At 69.6% G+C, this 17,570-nt stretch carries 17 protein-coding genes and 1 riboswitch; of the genes, 7 read left to right on the top strand and 10 right to left on the bottom strand.

What is annotated here, in order from left to right; translation table 11 throughout:
• Nucleotides 1–20: 20 nt before the first annotated feature.
• Both AB0C19_RS17050 and AB0C19_RS17045 read right to left on the bottom strand, forming a co-directional pair.
• On the bottom strand, nt 21–371 hold the full coding sequence (locus AB0C19_RS17050; RefSeq protein ID WP_357185805.1) for a DUF1330 domain-containing protein: 351 nt from the start codon (nt 369–371) through the stop codon (nt 21–23).
• A gap of 122 nt (nt 372–493) precedes the next feature.
• Nucleotides 494–1,084 carry a TetR/AcrR family transcriptional regulator gene (locus tag AB0C19_RS17045; RefSeq protein ID WP_112676381.1) on the bottom strand — a complete coding sequence of 197 codons (591 nt, stop codon included), beginning with the start codon at nt 1,082–1,084 and terminating at the stop codon, nt 494–496.
• Nucleotides 1,085–1,202: 118 nt separating this feature from the next.
• Here AB0C19_RS17045 and AB0C19_RS17040 point away from each other — a divergent pair, with 118 nt between their 5' ends.
• Complete coding sequence (locus AB0C19_RS17040; protein WP_091406793.1) at nt 1,203–1,556, top strand: TraR/DksA C4-type zinc finger protein; 354 nt, start codon at nt 1,203–1,205, stop codon at nt 1,554–1,556.
• Nucleotides 1,557–1,656: 100 nt separating this feature from the next.
• Here the strand turns inward: AB0C19_RS17040 and AB0C19_RS17035 are convergent, their stop codons facing one another.
• A complete protein-coding gene (locus AB0C19_RS17035) occupies nt 1,657–3,048 on the bottom strand; it encodes an FAD-dependent oxidoreductase (protein WP_357185801.1) in 1,392 nt (463 codons plus the stop codon).
• Nucleotides 3,049–3,093: 45 nt separating this feature from the next.
• Nucleotides 3,094–3,591 carry an N-acetyltransferase family protein gene (locus AB0C19_RS17030; RefSeq protein ID WP_357185798.1) on the bottom strand — a complete coding sequence of 166 codons (498 nt, stop codon included), beginning with the start codon at nt 3,589–3,591 and terminating at the stop codon, nt 3,094–3,096.
• 95 nt (nt 3,592–3,686) lie between these two features.
• On the opposite strand from AB0C19_RS17030, the gene AB0C19_RS17025 reads away from it, so the two are divergent.
• Genes AB0C19_RS17025 through AB0C19_RS17015 form a run of 3 tightly spaced genes read left to right on the top strand, consistent with a single transcriptional unit; the run spans nt 3,687 to nt 5,586 of the window.
• Complete coding sequence (locus tag AB0C19_RS17025) at nt 3,687–4,040, top strand: metalloregulator ArsR/SmtB family transcription factor (RefSeq protein WP_357185795.1); 354 nt, start codon at nt 3,687–3,689, stop codon at nt 4,038–4,040.
• Nucleotides 4,037–5,128, top strand: a complete 1,092-nt coding sequence (gene arsB, locus AB0C19_RS17020) for an ACR3 family arsenite efflux transporter (RefSeq protein WP_357185792.1) — start codon at nt 4,037–4,039, stop codon at nt 5,126–5,128. Before AB0C19_RS17025 ends, arsB begins: the two co-directional genes overlap by 4 nt.
• Before the next feature lie 17 nt (nt 5,129–5,145).
• On the top strand, nt 5,146–5,586 hold the full coding sequence (locus AB0C19_RS17015; protein WP_357185789.1) for an arsenate reductase ArsC: 441 nt from the start codon (nt 5,146–5,148) through the stop codon (nt 5,584–5,586).
• On the opposite strand, the gene eno is transcribed toward AB0C19_RS17015, so the two are convergent.
• Nucleotides 5,568–6,833: a phosphopyruvate hydratase gene (gene eno, locus AB0C19_RS17010; protein WP_357185786.1), complete on the bottom strand. Its 1,266-nt coding sequence runs from the start codon at nt 6,831–6,833 to the stop codon at nt 5,568–5,570. The genes AB0C19_RS17015 and eno overlap by 19 nt on opposite strands.
• Before the next feature lie 117 nt (nt 6,834–6,950).
• Between eno and AB0C19_RS17005 the strand changes: the two genes are divergently transcribed.
• Complete coding sequence (locus AB0C19_RS17005) at nt 6,951–7,865, top strand: MerR family transcriptional regulator (protein ID WP_357185783.1); 915 nt, start codon at nt 6,951–6,953, stop codon at nt 7,863–7,865.
• Nucleotides 7,866–8,326: 461 nt separating this feature from the next.
• On the opposite strand, the gene AB0C19_RS17000 is transcribed toward AB0C19_RS17005, so the two are convergent.
• Both AB0C19_RS17000 and AB0C19_RS16995 read right to left on the bottom strand, forming a co-directional pair.
• Complete coding sequence (locus tag AB0C19_RS17000; RefSeq protein WP_357185960.1) at nt 8,327–9,322, bottom strand: ribonucleotide-diphosphate reductase subunit beta; 996 nt, start codon at nt 9,320–9,322, stop codon at nt 8,327–8,329.
• A 56-nt stretch (nt 9,323–9,378) separates the two neighbouring features.
• A complete protein-coding gene (locus AB0C19_RS16995; protein ID WP_357185958.1) occupies nt 9,379–11,697 on the bottom strand; it encodes a ribonucleoside-diphosphate reductase subunit alpha in 2,319 nt (772 codons plus the stop codon).
• A 191-nt stretch (nt 11,698–11,888) separates the two neighbouring features.
• Nucleotides 11,889–12,106, bottom strand: a riboswitch (cobalamin riboswitch).
• 432 nt (nt 12,107–12,538) lie between these two features.
• Here AB0C19_RS16995 and AB0C19_RS16990 point away from each other — a divergent pair.
• Together AB0C19_RS16990 and AB0C19_RS16985 are read left to right on the top strand one after the other, a co-directional pair.
• Nucleotides 12,539–13,936 (top strand): enolase C-terminal domain-like protein, encoded by a 1,398-nt coding sequence (locus AB0C19_RS16990; protein WP_357185779.1) that lies wholly within the window; start codon nt 12,539–12,541, stop codon nt 13,934–13,936.
• Nucleotides 13,937–13,943: 7 nt separating this feature from the next.
• On the top strand, nt 13,944–14,666 hold the full coding sequence (locus AB0C19_RS16985) for a FadR/GntR family transcriptional regulator (RefSeq protein ID WP_328654832.1): 723 nt from the start codon (nt 13,944–13,946) through the stop codon (nt 14,664–14,666).
• Between the two features lie 10 nt (nt 14,667–14,676).
• On the opposite strand, the gene AB0C19_RS16980 is transcribed toward AB0C19_RS16985, so the two are convergent.
• Genes AB0C19_RS16980 through AB0C19_RS16970 form a run of 3 tightly spaced genes read right to left on the bottom strand, consistent with a single transcriptional unit; the run spans nt 14,677 to nt 17,563 of the window.
• Complete coding sequence (locus AB0C19_RS16980; protein WP_357185775.1) at nt 14,677–15,696, bottom strand: aldo/keto reductase; 1,020 nt, start codon at nt 15,694–15,696, stop codon at nt 14,677–14,679.
• Nucleotides 15,693–16,511 carry an ATP-binding cassette domain-containing protein gene (locus AB0C19_RS16975; protein ID WP_357185772.1) on the bottom strand — a complete coding sequence of 273 codons (819 nt, stop codon included), beginning with the start codon at nt 16,509–16,511 and terminating at the stop codon, nt 15,693–15,695. The genes AB0C19_RS16980 and AB0C19_RS16975 overlap by 4 nt, the downstream gene beginning before the upstream one ends.
• Nucleotides 16,511–17,563, bottom strand: coding sequence for an ABC transporter substrate-binding protein (locus AB0C19_RS16970; RefSeq protein ID WP_328654835.1), 1,053 nt, complete (start codon nt 17,561–17,563; stop codon nt 16,511–16,513). The genes AB0C19_RS16975 and AB0C19_RS16970 overlap by 1 nt, the downstream gene beginning before the upstream one ends.
• Nucleotides 17,564–17,570 lie beyond the last annotated feature (7 nt).

The raw sequence follows: 17,570 nt of genomic DNA, 5'->3' as shown, positions 1-17,570 counted from the left end.
GGCAGGTCAGCGAGGGCTGGTCACTGACCGAGCAGGGTCCGGATCTGACGCGCGTAGCCGGCCACCGTGAAGTCCGGGCCGACGGAGTCCACCAGGACCAGGTCGTTGATGGTGTGATCGACGCGTAGCGCCAGGATCGCCTGGTACTCGGGCGAGTTGTACCAGGTCTTGGCGGTCTCCGCGTCCGGGAACTCGATCAGCACTACCGAACCGGGCCAGCTGCCCTCGAGAACCTGCACCTGGGCGTCCAGGACAAGCCACTTGGCGCCGTACGCCTCGGTGGTGGCCTGCACCTGCTCCAGGTAACGCAGGGACTCCTCGGTCGGCACTCCGCCCGGGATACGCAGGTGATTGATCAGGTACGTGCTCATGTCTCACTCCTCAATGCAGGTGTAGCTTCCCGGTCGAAGGCGTACGACCGGTCGTCTTGGATTGGGTACGCGCCGCGTCGGTTGGAACGACGCGGACTGTCACCGCTGGGATCGGACGCGGATCAGGTGAGGATCCGGGCCGTGGTGATGGTGAAGAACTCGCGGAGGGCGGCCGGGTCACCGGATGCCTTCGCCCGCGCTGCCGCGCCCTCGTAGCTGGAGACGACGAAGCCGGCGAGATCAGTGGCGGGTTCGTCGCCGTGCAGTTCACCGGCAGCCCGTGCTTGCTCGATCACCGTGGCGAGCGCGGCGACCCAGCGGCCGAAACCGGCGTCGACGGCGTTGCGCAGGACATCGCTGTGCGCCGGGATCTCGGTGGCGAAGTTGCCGAGCAGGCATCCGCGGTCACCCATGGTGTCGCCGAGGCCGGTGATGTAACTCAGATGAGCGGTGATCCGCTCAAGCGGGGTGCCGCCCTGCTTCTCGTCGAGCATCTCCAGCCCCATCGCCGCGGAGTATCTCGCCACCGAGTCGAGGGCGAGGTCCTCCTTGCTGGCGAAGTGGTTGTAGAAGGTGCCCTTGGGTGCCCCGGCCGCGGCGACGATGTCCTGGACGCTCGTCCCGTTGTAGCCCCGCAGGTGGAACAGGTCCAACGCGGCGTCGGACAACCGTTGCCGGGTCCCGGCGGAGGCCGGCGACTTCGTTCGTGGCATCTCGTGGCACTCCTCTCGCCCGGGGTTCCGGCTGACTGACGGACACCACGATATGACCGGTCGTCTCGGAATGCCAGTGATGTGACCACCGTCATCCCCCAGGTACTCTGGAACGGCCATGAACAGGGATTCCAGCGCGGTCCGCGAGGAGTTGCTGCGGCTTCGCGAGCAGACCGAAATCCAGGCCACCGCCCTGGACGGTGACCTCCGGAGCCTTTTCGAGGCGTCCCGGTCGTCCAACGCCGATGACGAGCACGACCCCGAGGGAAGCACCATCGCCTTCGAACGCGCGCAGCTCACCGCCGTCCTGGACGCCACCCGCCGACGCCTGGCCGAGTTGGACGTCGCGCTGCGACGGGTCGATGACGGCAGCTACGGCGTGTGCGAACGGTGCGCCCGGCCGATTCCCGCCGAGCGACTCGTCGCCCGCCCGTCCGCGCGTACGTGTGTCGCCTGTGCCAGCCGACGGTGACGGTGCACCGTCCGACTGCGCGGGCTGCCCGGCGTCTCGCTCTCATGAGGCCTCCGGGAGCGCCCTCGCGCCGCGCAGCGGGCACCGTCGTAACCGGTGATCAGCTGGCGCAACAACCTCCTGCGGGCGCGGCGTCGAGGGCGATGAGGCTGATCGGTGCGGACCGCAGCCCTCCGGAGATGCCGGTGGACAGTCCACGCCCCGTCGGTTGCGGCCCACAGCAGTCGTCGCCCACCGAGTCGGCAGGGTTGCTGTTGCACACACCGGTCGCGGGCAGGTCGAGTTGGACGTCGCGGGCGGCGGTCCAGTCACCTGCCAGCGCGGCGACCACGGAGCGGACCTGCTCGTAGCCGGTGGCCATGAGGAACGTCGGCGCTTGGCCGTAGGACTTCATGCCGACGGCGTAGTAGCCCTGCTCGGGGTGGGCGAGCACGTCCACGCCGTGCGGTGGCACGGTGCCGCAGGAGTGCTCGTTGGGGTCGATCAGCGGGGCCAGGGCACGGGTGGCGCCCAGCACCGGGTCGAGGTCCAGCCGCAGCTCGGCGGCGATGCTGTGGTCGGGGCGGAAGCCGGTAGCCGCGACAACACGGTCGACGGTGATCGACTCGACGCTGCCGTCGCCGTGCCGCAGGACCACGCTCACCCGGCCGTCCGTCGGGGTGAGCGCCTGCACGGAGAAGCCGGTGAGCAGCCGGATCCGGCCAGCGTCGACGTGCGAACGCAGCCGTGCGCCGAGCGCGCCCCGCGCCGGGAGGGCGTCGGCGTCCCCGCCGCCGTAGGTACGCGTCGGCGCGGCGGCCCGGATGGCCCAGGTCACCTCGGTGCCAGGCTCGACTGCGGCTAGCTCAGCCAGGGACAGCAGGGTGTTCGCGGCCGAGTGACCGGCGCCGACCACCAGAGTGTGCCGTCCGGCGAACCGGCCCCGGTCGGCGCCGAGGACGTCCGGCAACGCGTGCTCCAGGTACGCCGCCGCATCGGCCTCCCCTCGCGCGCGCAGACCGGACGCGCCGAGGACGTTCGGCGTGCTCCAGGTGCCAGAGGCGTCGATGACGGCGCGGGCGACCAGCTCGTCGCCGTCGGCGAGGCGGAGCAGGAACGGTGCGGTGTCGCGCCCGGCGGTACGCAGTCGGTCCAGGCCGAGCCGGCTGATCGCCTCGACGCGTGCCCCGTACCGCACGTGTGGCTTCAGGTGTGGCAGCTGCGCGAGGGGCCGGAGGTAGTCGTCGACCAGCTCCGCGCCGGTGGGCAGTGCCCCCGGGTCGGGGGCGACCCAGCCGGCCTCGTCGAGGAGCCGACGGGCGGCCGGGTCGATGTTGTAGCGCCACGGCGAGAAGACCCGCACGTGCCCCCACTGGCGTACCGCGGCACCCGGGGTGTCGCCGGCTTCGAGGACGGTGAAGGGCAGGCCGCGTTCGTGCAGGTGCGCGGCGGCGGCGAGACCGGTCGGGCCGGCGCCGATGACGATGGTGGGACTGTCGTCCAGAGCGTTCATCAGTGGCTCCTCGGTGTGGTGGCCCGTCGTGACGGCCAAGGCTGGTCAGGTGATGGTGGGGCTTCGACGTTCCAGCAGGACGACGTCGCGCCAGCGGTCGTGATGGCGACCGACCCGCTCGCGTACGCCAATGACCCGGAAGCCGGCCCGCCGATGGAGGGTGAGGCTGGCGGTGTTCTCGGGGAAGACTCCGGACTGGATGGTCCAGATGCCGGCGGCCTCGGTGGAGGCGATCAGCGCGGTCAGCAGCAGCCGGGCGATGCCCCGGCCCTGGGCGGCCGGGTCGACGTAGACGGAGTGTTCGACCACACCGGCGTAGACCGCGCGGGTCGAGGTCGGCGAGACGGCGATCCAGCCGAGCACCACCCCGTCGCTGTCGACTGCCACGAAGCGGTGCGCGCTCAGGCGCGCGGCGTCGAACGCCGCCCAGGTCGGGGCGGTGATCTCGAAGCTGGCATTGCCGGCGTCCAGACCGTCCTGGTAGATCGCCAGCACTCGGTCGGCGTCGTCGTCGGTCATGGGGCGCACGATGATGTCGGCCATCAGCGGGTTGCCTTCCGGAAGAGATCGGAGGACTGTCTCGACGTCCGTCGAAACAGACGGTTGCACACTGATTAGAGAAGTGTCAACCTAGAGGAATGTCGAATCAAGCAGGTCCGACCATGGACGTGTCGTGCTGCCCCCCTCTGACCGAGCGGCGCGTACCGGCCGAGGCCGCGACGGTGCTCGCGCCCGCGTTCAAGGCCCTCGGCGACCCGGTGCGGCTGCAACTGATGTCGATGATCGCCTCCGCCGAGAGCGGCGAGATCTGCGTCTGCGACCTGACCCCCGCGTTCGACCTGACCGGCCCGACCATCTCGCACCACCTCAGGACGCTGCGCGAAGCGGGACTCGTCGACGCCGAGCGCCGAGGCACCTGGGTCTACTACCGCGCCCGGCCGGCCATCCTGCGCCAGCTCGCCGCACTACTCACCGTGACGCCGACGACGTGACAACGACCCTCCGGAGCGACCCGACCGAAAGCGCCGTCGTCGGCCGGCTCTCCCGACTCGACCAGTTCCTACCCGTGTGGATCGGGCTGGCGATGGTCGCCGGCCTGCTCCTCGGTCGGCTGACCCCCGGGCTGAACAGCGCTCTGGACGCGGTGCAGATCGGCGGGATCTCGCTACCCATCGCGGTCGGCCTGCTGATCATGATGTACCCGGTGCTGGCGAAGGTCCGCTACGACCGGCTCGACACCGTCACCGGCGACCGCCGGCTGCTGATCTCCTCGCTGTTCCTCAACTGGCTCGTCGGTCCCGCCGTGATGTTCGCCCTGGCCTGGATCTTCCTGGCCGACCAGCCCGCGTACCGCACCGGGCTGATCATCGTCGGCCTGGCCCGCTGCATCGCCATGGTCATCATCTGGAACGACCTCGCCTGCGGCGACCGGGAAGCCGCCGCCGTCCTGGTCGCCCTCAACTCGGTCTTCCAGGTCGTCGCGTTCGGCCTGCTCGGCTGGTTCTACCTCGCCGTGCTCCCCCAGTGGCTGGGGCTCTCCGGCGCCGAGTTGACGGTCTCGGCGTGGGACATCGCCGGTAACGTGCTCGTCTTCCTCGGCATCCCGCTGCTCGCCGGCTACCTCACCCGCCGCCTCGGCGAACGCGCCAAGGGCCGCACCTGGTACGAGGCCCGCTTCCTGCCCCGCATCGGCCCGGCCGCCCTCTACGGACTGCTCTTCACGATCGTGATCCTGTTCGCCCTGCAAGGCGACGCCATCACCAGCCGACCCCTGGACGTCGTCCGCATCGCCCTGCCCCTGCTGGTGTACTTCGCGCTCATGTGGGCCGGCTCCTACGCCCTCGGCCGCGCAATCGGCCTCGGCTACCAACGCACCACCACGCTGGCGTTCACCGCCGCCGGCAACAACTTCGAACTCGCCATCGCCGTCGCGATCGGCACCTTCGGCGTCACCTCCGGCCAAGCCCTCGCCGGCGTCGTCGGCCCGTTGATCGAGGTACCCGTCCTCGTCGGCCTCGTCTACGTCTCGCTGTGGGCACGCCGCCGCTTCTTCACCTCCACGAACACCGCAACCGCGTAACCCGGAAGGCACCCGCCGTGAGTGACAAGCCCAGCGTCCTGTTCGTCTGCGTCCACAACGCCGGCCGCTCCCAGATGGCCGCCGGCTGGCTGCGCCACCTCGCCCGCGACACCGTCGAGGTCCGTTCCGCCGGCTCCGCGCCGGCCGAGACGATCAACCCTGCCGCCGTGCAGGCCATGCGCGAGGTCGGCATCGACATCACCGACCAGACCCCCAAACTTCTGGAGTACGCGACAGCGGAGTCCTCCGACGTCATCGTGACCATGGGCTGCGGCGACACCTGCCCGGTCTTCCCCGGCAAGCGCTACGAGGACTGGAAGCTCGACGACCCGGCCGGCAAGGGCGTCGACGCCGTGCGCCCGATCCGTGACGAGATCCGGGGTCGGGTGGAGAAGCTCCTCACCGAGCTGAACCTCGCCACCCGACCGGAGCACAGTCCTCAACGGCCTCCGGCGTAGCTGGCGCGCTCGCCGAGCTCTTCCTCGATGCGGATGAGCTGGTTGTACTTGGCCGTGCGGTCGGAGCGCGACAGCGAGCCGGTCTTGATCTGACCGCAGCCGACGGCCACTGCCAGGTCGGCGATGGTGGTGTCCTCGGTCTCCCCGGATCGGTGCGACATCACCACCCGGTACCCCGCCTTGTGTGCGGCGTCGACCGTCGCCAGGGTCTCGGTGAGGGTGCCGATCTGGTTGACCTTGACCAGGATCGCGTTGGCGTAGCCGCCGTCGATCCCGTCGCGCAGCCGGTCGACGTCGGTGCAGAAGACGTCGTCGCCGACCAGTTGCACGCGCTCCCCCGCCACCGCCGTCAGCCGCTTCCAGCCGGCGATGTCGTCCTCGGCCATCGGGTCCTCGATCGAGCTGATCGGGTACCGGGAGACCAGGTCGAGCAGGTAGTCGATGTGCTCCTCGACGGTGCGCTGGCGTCCCTCGCCGACGTAGTCGTAGACACCCGCGCGGAAGAACTCCGAGCTGGCCGGGTCGAGGCAGATCCGCACGTCGACGCCGGGCTGGTAACCGGTGTCCTCGATGGCGCGCAGCACGAACCGCAGCGCCTCGTCGGCGTCCGTGACGTTCGGCGCGAAGCCACCCTCGTCACCGACGTTGGTGTTGTGCCCGGCCGCGGCCAGGGACGCCTTGAGGGTGTGGAAGACCTCCGCGCCCATCCGGACCGCCTCGGCGAACGTCTGCGCTCCGACCGGGGCGATCATGAACTCCTGGAAGTCGAGCGGATTGTCGGCGTGCGCTCCACCGTTGATGATGTTCATCATCGGCACCGGCAGCAGGCGGGCGCCGACGCCACCGACGTAGCGGTACAGCGGCTGCCGGTGGGCCGACGCCGCCGCCTTCGCGGTCGCCAGGGAAACGGCCAGGATTGCGTTGGCGCCCAGTCGACACTTGTCCTTGGAACCGTCGAGAGCGATCATCGTCTCGTCGATCAGGGCCTGATCCTCCGCGTCGAGCCCGAGCACCGCGTCGGCGATCTCGCCGTTGACAGCGGCAACGGCAGTGCTCACGCCCTTGCCGTGAAAACGCGTCCGGTCCCCGTCGCGCAGCTCGACCGCCTCGTTCGCCCCCGTCGACGCGCCGGACGGCACTGCCGCCCGGCCGGTTGACCCGTCGGCGAGGACCACGTCGGCCTCCACTGTCGGGTTGCCCCTACTGTCGAGGATCTGCCGAGCCCACACCCGACTGATTGCCGTCATCACACACTCCCTTTCAAGCTGCCTTTTCGCAGCCAGACTGGCAGGAAACGGCGGCCCTGACACCGCGACGATGGACACGTTGACCCGTACCCCGGGGTGCGGGTTTAGGGTCGCGGGATGCGGGTGGGTGAGTTGGCACGCCGGACCGGAACCACGGTCCGGGCACTGCGTTACTACGAGTCGGCCGGGCTGGTCGTACCCCGGCGGCTGAGCAACGGCTACCGGGAGTACGACCCGATCGCGGTGCGGCTGGTGGCGCAGATCCGCGAGCTGATGGCGCTCGGCCTCACCGTCGAGGAGACCCGCCCGTTCGTCGAGTCGATCGCCGATGGTTCCGACGACACCGACGTGTGCGCGGCGGCGGTGGCCACGTACCGCAGCACCATCACGAACCTCCAGGAACGGATCGGCAAGTTGACCGCCCAGCGGGACGCGCTGGACGCGCGCCTGGACGCCGCCGCGACCCAGGTCGTACCCGGCAGTCCCGCCGAAGGCGCCGACCCCACCGCGCTGGTCGGCGTCAGGTTGCCACCGCTGTCCTTCTACGGCACCGACGGCCGCCCGGTCGATCTCGGCGCGCTCGGCGCCGGGCGCAGCGTCATCTTCGTCTACCCACTGACCGGACGACCGGGCGTCGACCTGCCCAACGGGCTGTTGGAGATCCACGGCGCCCGTGGCAGCACCGAGCAGGCCGCCTGGTTCCGCGACCACCACGCGGAGATCCGCGCGGCCGGCGCCGCCCGGGTGTACGGCCTGTCCGCGCAGTCGACCGGGTATCAGCGTGAACTCGCGCACCGGCTGCGGCTGCCCTACCCGCTGATCCCCGACCCGAGACTGACCCTGGCCGACGCGCTGCGGCTGCCGACCCGCACCGCTGGCGACATGACGCTCTACGAGCGGTTGACCCTGATCGTCGCCGACGGCGATGTCGAACACGTCTTCCACCCGATCCCGGACCCGGCGTCGCACCCCCTGCACGTGATGCGGTGGCTCACCAAGCGGCGCCAGGCCCCCGGATCGGTCGCCGCCTAGAAGTCGGCGTCGAACGCGCCGCACAGCTCACCGTGATCAGATTGGGCTGCCGAAACTCCACCATCGATCGGGTCATGATGATCCTCAAAGACCGCGAGCTGGTCGAGGGCCATCCAGGCAAAGGTGTCTACGTCGCAGCAGCCCAGAGCTGAGCGCGCCGCTTCCGTGATCGACTGATGAGAAGTAGCCCAGTACCGTCGCGTCTCGACGGACTGGCTGTTCGCCAACCCCGCACTGCTGCCTCGTCGATGATGGAGTTGTGGTCGGTGACAAAGTGCCCGCACAACACCAAATCAGGCACCATAACTCCATGATCGACGAGACCGGACCGCCCCTTCCCCGCGATCTTGCACTTCCTGTTGCGACACAAAAGGGCATTGCGCGCATATCGGCAACTGAAACTGCAAGATCGGCGCGGACGGGGCGGTCCTCACGGGCAACGCGTGGGCCGAGGTCGCCGCCTAGAAGTCGTCGTCGAAGGCGACAGTGCCGGTCACCCCGACCTGGTACGCCGACACCCGCCGCTCGAAGAAGTTGGACAGCTCCTGCACGTCCTGCAACTCCATGAAGCCGAACGGGTTGCTCGACCCGTAGTGCGGCGCGATACCGAGCTGGGCGAGGCGGCGGTCGGCGACGTGCTGGAGGTACTCCCGCATGTCGGCCAACGTCAGACCGGGCACGCCCTGGCCCACCAGGTCCTCGGCGAACTGCACCTCACACTCGACCGCCTCGGTGAGCATCCGGCGAACCTGGTCGGCGAGGTCGTCGTCGAACAGGTCCGGCTCCTCGGCGCGAACGGTGTCGACGACGTCGAACGCAAACGCCATGTGCATGGACTCGTCGCGGAACACCCAGTTGGTGCCCGAGGCGAGGCCGTGCAGCAGACCGCGGGAGCGCAGGAAATAGACATACGCGAACGCGCCGTAGAAGAACAACCCCTCGATGCAGGCCGCGAAGCAGATCAGGTTGAGCAGGAACGTACGCCGGTCCTCGCGGGACCGCAGCTCCCGCAGCTCGTTCAGGGAGTCGATCCACCGGAAGCAGAACTCGGCCTTACGACGGATCGAGGGGATGTTCTCGATGGCCGCGAATGCCTCGAAGCGCTCGGTCTCGTCCGGCACGTACGTGTCGAGCAGGTTGAGATAGAACTGGACGTGCACTGCCTCCTCGAACAGCTGGCGGGACAGGTAGAGGCGACCTTCCGGGCTGTTGACGTGCTGGTAGAGGTTGAGCACCAGGTTGTTGGCGACGATCGTGTCACCGGTGGCGAAGAACGCCACCAGGCGGCTGACCAGGTGCCGTTCGGCCGGCGACAGCTTGTCCAGGTCGGCGAGGTCGGCGTGCAGGTCGACCTCCTCGACCGTCCAGGTGTTGCGGATCGCGTCGCGGAACCGGTCGAAGAAGTGCGGGTAGCGCATCGGGCGGAGAGTGAGGTCCATCCCGGGGTCGAGCAGCATGTGCGTGGTCCTCGTGTCGGTGGTGCTGGCGTCTGTGGTGGCGGCGTCGGTGGGGGTCACTGGCAGGCCTCGCACGACTCGGGGTTCTCCAGCGAGCAGGCCAGCGCCTCCGCGTCGACGACGACGGGTGCGATGGCGCTGACGGTGGCCTGCTGGATCCGCGTCGCGGGGCGCGAGCGCAGGTAGTAGGTGGTCTTCAGCCCTGCCTTCCAGGCGTACAGGTACATCGAGGAGAGCTTGCCGATGGTCGGCGCGGCCAGGAACAGGTTCAGCGACTGGGACTGGTCGATGAACGGGGCGCGGGCGGCGGCCAGGTCGATCAGCGCCCGCTGCGGCAGCTCCCACGCGGTGCGGAACAGCTCCCGTACGCCGACCGGAAGCTCGGCGATGTCCTGCACCGACCCCTCCGCCCGCTTGATCGCCGAACGGACCCGCTCGGTCCACAGACCGCGGGCCTTCAGCTCGCGTACCAGAGCGGTGTTGACCTGGAGGAACTCCCCGGACAGGGTCTCTCGCTTGAACAGGTTGGACACCTGCGGCTCGATGCACTCGTAGCACCCGGCGATCGAGGCGATGGTGGCGGTCGGCGCGACCGCCACGAGCAGCGAGTTGCGCAGCCCGTACGCCTCGACCCGCTCACGCAGCGCGTCCCACCGCGCGGTCTGCGTGCCCTCGACACCCCACAGGTCGGGCTGGAGCTGGCCCCGCGCGGCCCGGGTCTGCGGGTACGCCGGGTGCGCGCCGAAGTCGCGCGCCAGGTCGGCGGAGGTCTCCAGCGCCGTCAGGTACAGCTCCTCGCTGATCCGGGTGGACAGCTCCCGGGCGGCCGGCGAGTCGAACGGCAGCCGCAGCGCGAAGAAGGCGTCCTGTAGGCCCATCAGTCCGAGTCCGACCGGCCGCCAGCGGGGGTTGCTCGCCGCCGCCTGCGCGGTCGGGTAGTAGTTGATGTCGATGACGCGGTCGAGGAAGGTCACAGCGGTCCGCACCGTGGCACGCAGCCGATCCCAGTCGATGCCGTCGGCGGTGAGATGGGCGGCGAGGTTCACCGAGCCGAGGTTGCACACGGCGGTCTCGGTGTCACTGGACACCTCGATGATCTCGGTGCAGAGGTTCGACAGGTGCACCACGTTGCCCGGCTCGGCGGTCTGGTTGCAGAGCCGGTTGGCGGCGTCCTTGAAGGTCATCCAGCCGTTGCCGGTCTGGGCGAGGGTCCGCATCATCTTCCCGTACAGCTCCCGTGCCGGGATCTGCCGCACGTAGCGGCCCTGCGCCTCGGCCTCCCGGTACGCGGCGTCGAACCGCTCCCCCCACAGGTCGGGCAACTCGGGCACCTCGTGCGGGTCGAACAGCGACCACAGCTCGTCGGCCTCGACCCGGCGCATGAACTCGTCCGGGATCCAGTTGGCCAGGTTGAGGTTGTGGGCGCGTCGGGCGTCCTCGCCGGTGTTGTCCCGCAGTTGCAGGAACTCCTCGATGTCCGGGTGCCACGGCTCCAGGTAGACGCAGGCCGCGCCCTTGCGGCGGCCACCCTGGTTCACCGCGGCGACGCTCGCGTCCAACGTGCGCAGCCACGGCACGATCCCGTTGGACTGCCCGTTCGTGCCCCGGATCAGCGCTCCCCGGGAGCGGACCCGGGAGTACGCGATGCCGATGCCACCGGCGAACTTGGACAGGTTGGCGACCTGGGCGTACCGCTGGTAGATGGAGTCCAGCTCGTCGAGCGGGGAGTCGACCAGGTAGCAGGAGGACATCTGGGTGTGCCGCGTCCCGGAGTTGAACAAGGTCGGTGAGCTGGGCAGGTAGGCCAGGCTGGACATCAGCCGGTAGAAGCCGACCGCCTCGTCCGCCGTCCGGGCCAGGCCGCAGGCCACCCGCAGCAGCCAGTACTGCGGGGTCTCCAGCACCAGTCGGCTGGTGGGGTGGCGCAGCAGGTAGCGGTCGTACACGGTGCGCAGGCCGAAGTACTCGAACCGGCGGTCGCCGTCGGGGTCGATGGCGTGGTCGAGCGTCGCGGCGTGTGCGGCGACGAACGCGGCGGTGTCGTCACCGATCAGGCCCTCGGCGTGGCCGACCCGGATCGCCGCGCTGAACGAGGTGATGCCCTGTCGACGCACCTCCTTGTCGACGTAGCCGGCCAGCAGCCGCGCGGCGAGGCGTGAGTACTGCGGCTCCTCACCGATCATCTCGGCGGCGGTCTGGATGGACAGCCGGTCCAGTTCGGCAGTGGTCGCGCCGTCGTAGAGGCCGCTGATGGTGCGGGTGGCCACCCGCATCGGATCGACGTCGGCCAGGTCGTCGGCCCACCGCTCGACCGCCCGGACGATCTTGTTCACGTCCACTGGTTCGGTGCCGCCGTCGCGCTTGCGGACCCGCATCGGCGTCCGCCGCAGGATCGCGTCGCCGCTGGCCGGGACTACCTCGGTGACTGTCACCACTCGCTCCTCGGAGTTCGAGACCTGGTGGCCCGGACGCGAGGAGACAGACACCGACGGACGCCACGCCAGCCCGGCGTGGGTCAGGTGGCGTCAGCCGTCCCACGCGGCCTCGGACCGCCGCCCACCCGGATGCGGGTACGCGGCGCGCTGGCAGGTCTTCGGACTCGCGGGCACGACCGGGCTCGCCGGTCTCCTACTGGCCGTCGCTTCCCAGGCCGATTGGTGGCCCAGTGCTGATGACGGCGGTCGTTCCCACTCACCGCTGCGGGACAGTCCCGGATTTCCACCGGGTTCCCTGTTGCCTCGACCGCACTGGATGAGCGGCCGAACCAGCTGCGCTCGACACCATATATAGGGACGCAGTCGTTGTCACACCCCACATGTCGGTCTCGGGCGTGTCGGCGGCTCACTCGGTGACCACCGTCACCACCGCGGCCAACCACCCCACGCCGACCGAAGCCGGGCACCAGAGACCGGACTCTCCGCGCGAGTGTCGACAGTCGACAAAGATTTGATGTATCGGAGCCACGGCACCGCAAAGTGCTCCCATACGTCGACGTCAATGCCTCGGCGCGAGGTGGAACATCCGATCTCCACGCCCCGCCACCCCCGCCACCATCCCCCGTCTACCGGCACGATGGGCGATAAGGCGGAGCGGCTCGGCGACGTAAACATCATACGTCTGCGGGTCAGTGGTGATCGACATCGTTGACGTGCTGGAGCAGCCCTCCGTATACTCCCAGTGATCATCTGATCTTTAGCCTAGCCGGGCGAGGAGCGCATGCCGCAGATCACTGCCGTCACCGTCGAAGACGTCCGCTTCCCCACCTCCCTGACCGCTGACGGGTCAGACGCCATGAACAAGGACGGCGACTACTCGGCGGCTTACGTCGTCCTGCACACCGACGGCGTCGACGGCGCGGGGGCGCCACTCGCGGGGCACGGCCTGACCTTCACCATCGGTCGAGGCAACGACATCGTCGCGGCGGCCGCAGTCCACCAGGCACAGCTTCTGGTGGGCCTGGACGTGGCGACCATGGCAGCGGACATGGGCGCGGTCTACCGCCTCCTCACCTCCGACTCGCAACTGCGCTGGCTCGGCCCGGAAAAGGGCGTCGTCCACCTGTCCCTGGCGGCCGTGTTGAACGCGTCATGGGACCTGGTCGCCCGGGTCGCCGACAAGCCGCTGTGGCGGCTGCTCGTCGACATGTCCCCCGAGCAACTCGTCGACATCGCGGACCTGCGCTACCTGTCCGACGCGCTGACCCGCGACGAGGCACTGGCCATCCTGCGGGCCAAGGAGGGCACGAAGGCCGCCCGCCTCGCCGAGCTCGACCGCACCGGCTACCCCGCCTACACCACCTCCGCGGGTTGGCTCGGCTACGGCGACGACAAGCTGCGCCGACTGTGCCAGGAGGCGGTGGACACCGGCTACGGCTACGTCAAGCTCAAGGTGGGCGCAAACCTCGACGACGACATCCGCCGATGCGCTATCGCGCGCGAGATCCTCGGGCCGGATCGCAACCTGATGATCGACGCCAACCAGGTGTGGGACGTCGGTCAGGCCATCGACTGGGTCACCGCCCTCGCCCAGTTCACGCCACTGTGGATCGAGGAGCCGACCAGCCCCGACGACATCCTGGGCCACGCAGCCGTCCGCCGCGCCGTCGCTCCGATCGGCGTCGCCACCGGCGAACACTGCCACAACCGGGTGATGTTCAAGCAGCTGTTCCAGGCCGAGGCCATCGACTTCTGCCAGCTCGACACCGGCCGGTTGGCCAGCATCAACGAGATCGTCGCCGTGCTGCTGCTCGCCGCGAAGTTCGACGTCCCGGTGTGCCCACACGCCGGCGGTGTCGGCCTGTGCGAGATGGTCCAACACGTGTCGGTGCTCGACTACGTCGCGATCTCGGGAGACCTCACCAACCGGGTCACCGAGTTCGTCGACCATCTGCACGAGCACTTCACCGACCCGTGCATCATCCGGGACACCGGTTCCGGCAGCGGATACGTCCTGCCCAGCCAGCCCGGCTACTCCACTCGGATGCGTCAGGAGTCGGTGGCGCTCTACCGGTTTCCCGACGGCCACTACTGGGGCGCGACAGACCCGACTACCGTGTCATCTCCGGAGGCGGCGTACGTGACTGCGGGTGGGAAGGCCACCCCCGCCGGCCGCTAGGGGAAATATGTCTCGCACTGACGAAGTGGTCAACGGCATCAAGCGGATGATCCTCGAAGGGCAGTTCCGGCCCGGGGACCGGTTGCCCATCGAGAAGGACCTCGCCGAGCAGCTCGGTGTCTCGCGGGGGTCGCTGCGCGAGGGGATGTCGGCCCTGTCGATCCTGGGCATCGTCAACATCCGCCAGGGTGACGGCACCTACGTCACCAACCTCGACGCGCCACAACTGCTGGCCCCGATGGGTTTCGTGGTGGACTTCCAGGGCCAGGGCGACCCCCGGCACATCCACACCGTTCGCCGGCTGCTGGAGTGCGAGGCCGCCTGTCTGGCGGCGACCAGGATCACCGACGAGGCCCTGGCCCAGGCGGGTGACCTGCTCGACGAGGCGGCCCGGTTGATCGGCCAGTCACCGCCGGACCACGAGCGGATCATGGAGATCGACATCGCCTTCCACCGGATCATCGCGGTGCACGCCGAGAATCCGGTGCTCGTCGGCCTGATCGAGGCGTTCGCCGGGCGCACCATCCGCGGCCGGCTCTGGCGGAGTCTGCATGAGGAGGGCGCGGACCTGCGCACTCATCACGAACACGTGGCGATCCTGAAGGCCCTCGTGGCGCGCGACCCGGAGCGGGCGCGCACCCGGATGGCCAACCACCTGATCGGCGTGGAGGAGTCGTTGCAGGGGTTACCCGACGACGCTGACGCCAGCATCGTGACGGCGCGGTCGTGACGGCCGACCCTCACGGCTGCACGTCGAGCAGTCCCTCGTCGTACAACGCCGTCCAGAGCTGATCCGGGACGTCGCCACCAGACCGGCGCAGGGTTTCGGCCACCTGGGCCTCGTCCCGCATGCCGACCACTGTCGAGACCACGGCCGGGTGACGACGGACGAACGCCAACGCCGCCTGGGGCAGCGTGACGCCGTACATCTGACAGACCCGCGCTATCCGGCGGGCCTGGTCGATCACCTCTGCCGGCGCCTGCTGGTAGTCGTAGACGGCGTCGGGCGGCGGCATGTCCCGGGCCAGCAGCCCGGAGTTGTAGACACCGGCGACCACCACACCGACGTGGCGGGCCTGCGCGACGGGCAGCAGGTCGGTCAGCGCGCCCTGCTCCAACAGGGTGTACCTGCCGGCGCACATCACCACGTCCACGTCGGTCTCCGCAACGAAGCGGGCCAGCATCGCTGACTGGTTCATCCCCGCACCGACGGCACCGATGACGCCCTGCTCCCGCAGCTCCACCAGCGCCGGGATCGCCTCGTGCGCGGCCTGCGCCCAATGCTCGTCCGGATCATGCAGGTACACCACGTCGATCCGGTCCAGGCCGGTGCGCCGAAGGCTCGCCTCCAGGGAACGGCGTACGCCGTCGCGGCTGAAGTCCCAGACCCGGCGGTGGTCGGCGGGAACGGCGAACCCCTCCGGGTCCCGCCGGTGCGCCGTCTCCGGTGACGGCACGAGCAGCCGGCCGACCTTCGTCGACACCACGTACTCGCCGCGCGGGCGGGAGCGCAGGGCCGCGCCCAGGCGTCGCTCGGACAGGCCCAGGCCGTAGTGCGGTGCCGTGTCGAAGTATCGGATGCCGCCTGCCCAGGCGGTGTCCACGGCGGCGGCGAACTGCTCGTCCGAGGTCGCCCGGTAGAGATTGCCGCCCTGCGAGGCGCCGAAGCCCAGTGGGCTCAGCCGCAGCGGCGGCACGACGCCGCTGCGGGTCGCCGGACGGGCGGGATCGCGTGCATCCCGCTGGGCGACAGCCGTCACCGTTCCTCCCGATCCACGTTGGTGCTGCCGGTCATCGCCGCGACCAGATCGTCGGTGGTGACCTCGTCGGCGCGGAGTTGGGCAGCGCGCCGACCGAGGCGCAGGACCTCGACCCGGTCGGCGATCTCGAGCACCTGCGGCATGTTGTGGCTCACCAGCACCACCGACATGCCGGCGTCGCGGGCGCGCCGGACGACGTCGAGCACCCGCCCGGTCTGGACCACGCCCAGGGCCGCTGTGGGCTCGTCGAGGATGACCACGTTGGTCGCCCAGATGATGGCGCGGGCCACCGCCACGCACTGCCGCTGACCACCGGAGAGCATCGCGATCGGGGTGGTGACCCGAGGGATGCGTACGCCGAGTTCGTCCAGGGCGGCGGCGGCGCCGTGGCGCATGGCGCGCTTGTCCAACAGCCCGAGCCGGCCGAGTGGTCCGGAGCGAAGGATCTCCCGGCCGAGATACAGGTTGGCGGCCACGCTGAGGTCGTCGGCGACGGCGAGGTCCTGGTAGACCGTCTCCACCCCCGCTCGTCGGGCATCGACCGGAGTGGAGAACTGGACCGGGCGACCGCCGACCCTGATCTCGCCCTCGTCGGGTGGGTGCACACCGGACAGGGTCTTGATCAGGGTGCTCTTGCCGGCGCCGTTGTCACCGATCAGCGCGACGACCTCACCGCGGCGGACCGTGAAGTCGGCGCCACGCAGCGCCTCGACGTGCCCGAACCGCTTGACGATGCCGCGGGCTTCGAGGACCGGCGGTTCCGCCTCGGTGGGTTGCTGATCGCTGTCCGCGGTGGTTGTGGGGATTGCGACCATCACTGCACCGGCGGGTTGGCGCAGCTGGGCTCGAGCACCGCCTTGATCTCCGCCGAGTCGATGTTCTCCTTGGTGACGAACGTGACGCCGGTGTCGGCCGATGCCAGCGGCGCCTTGTCCCGGAGGTGCTTGACCATCTTGTCGACGCCGAAGTAGCCCATCTTGAACGGGTTCTGCACCACCAGCGCCGAGATCTGGCCGTTGCGCACCCCGGCGATCTCGTCCGGGGCCGCGTCCCAGCCGATGATGACCACCTTGCCGGACTTGCCGGCCGCCTGGATGGCCTGCGCGGCACCGAGCACACTCGGCTCGTTGGCGGCGAAGACGCCGGCGAGCTTGGGGTTGGCGGTGAGGATGTTCTCGGTGACCCGTCGGGCCTCGTTGACGTCACTGCGGCTCGGCTGCTGGCCGACCAACTTCAGGTTGGGGTACTGGGCGAGGCCGGCCTTGAAGCCGTCGACCCGCTCGGTGTTGGTCTGCGATCCGGGCTGGAACTCGACGAGCGCCACCTCGTGGTTGCCGGGGCCGAGTTCGGTGGCGAGCAGCTTCGCCGCCTCGGTCGCCGACGCACGGTTGTCGGTGGCGAAGAGGGGCACGTTCGAGGGCTGCGGGCTGGTGCCAGAGTCGATCATGGCAACCGGGATGTTGGCGCTGAGCGCCTTGTCGGTCGCCGGTGCCAGCGCGCTGGAGTCGGTCGCCGCGTAGACGATGCCGTCGACCTTCTTGGTGACGAAGTTCTGGATCAGGTTGACCTGGCCCTCGACGTCGGTCTCGGCGGTCACCCCGTCCCACTGGACGGTGACGTCCCCCGCGCGCTGCGCGGCGCACTCGGCGCCGGCCTTGACCGTGTTCCAGTAGTCGGCCCCGACCGCCTTGGGTACGACTGCGAGCTTCAACGGGCCGCTCGCGTCCTTGGTCGCGCCGTCGCCGCCGTCCCGGACCTCGACCCCGCCGCAGGCGCTGAGCAGAGCGGTCGCCGCTGCCGCGGCCAGGATCGCCTGCGCGCGCAGGAGTCGTCCTCGCGTCCGCCGGCTGGTGGTGGTGTGTGCCATGGTGTGT

The organism is Micromonospora sp. NPDC048842 (assembly GCF_040649935.1).
Taxonomy (GTDB): domain Bacteria; phylum Actinomycetota; class Actinomycetes; order Mycobacteriales; family Micromonosporaceae; genus Micromonospora; species Micromonospora hortensis.
Note: the sequence above shows the minus strand (reverse complement) of the source record. Positions and strands in the feature narration are given on the sequence as shown.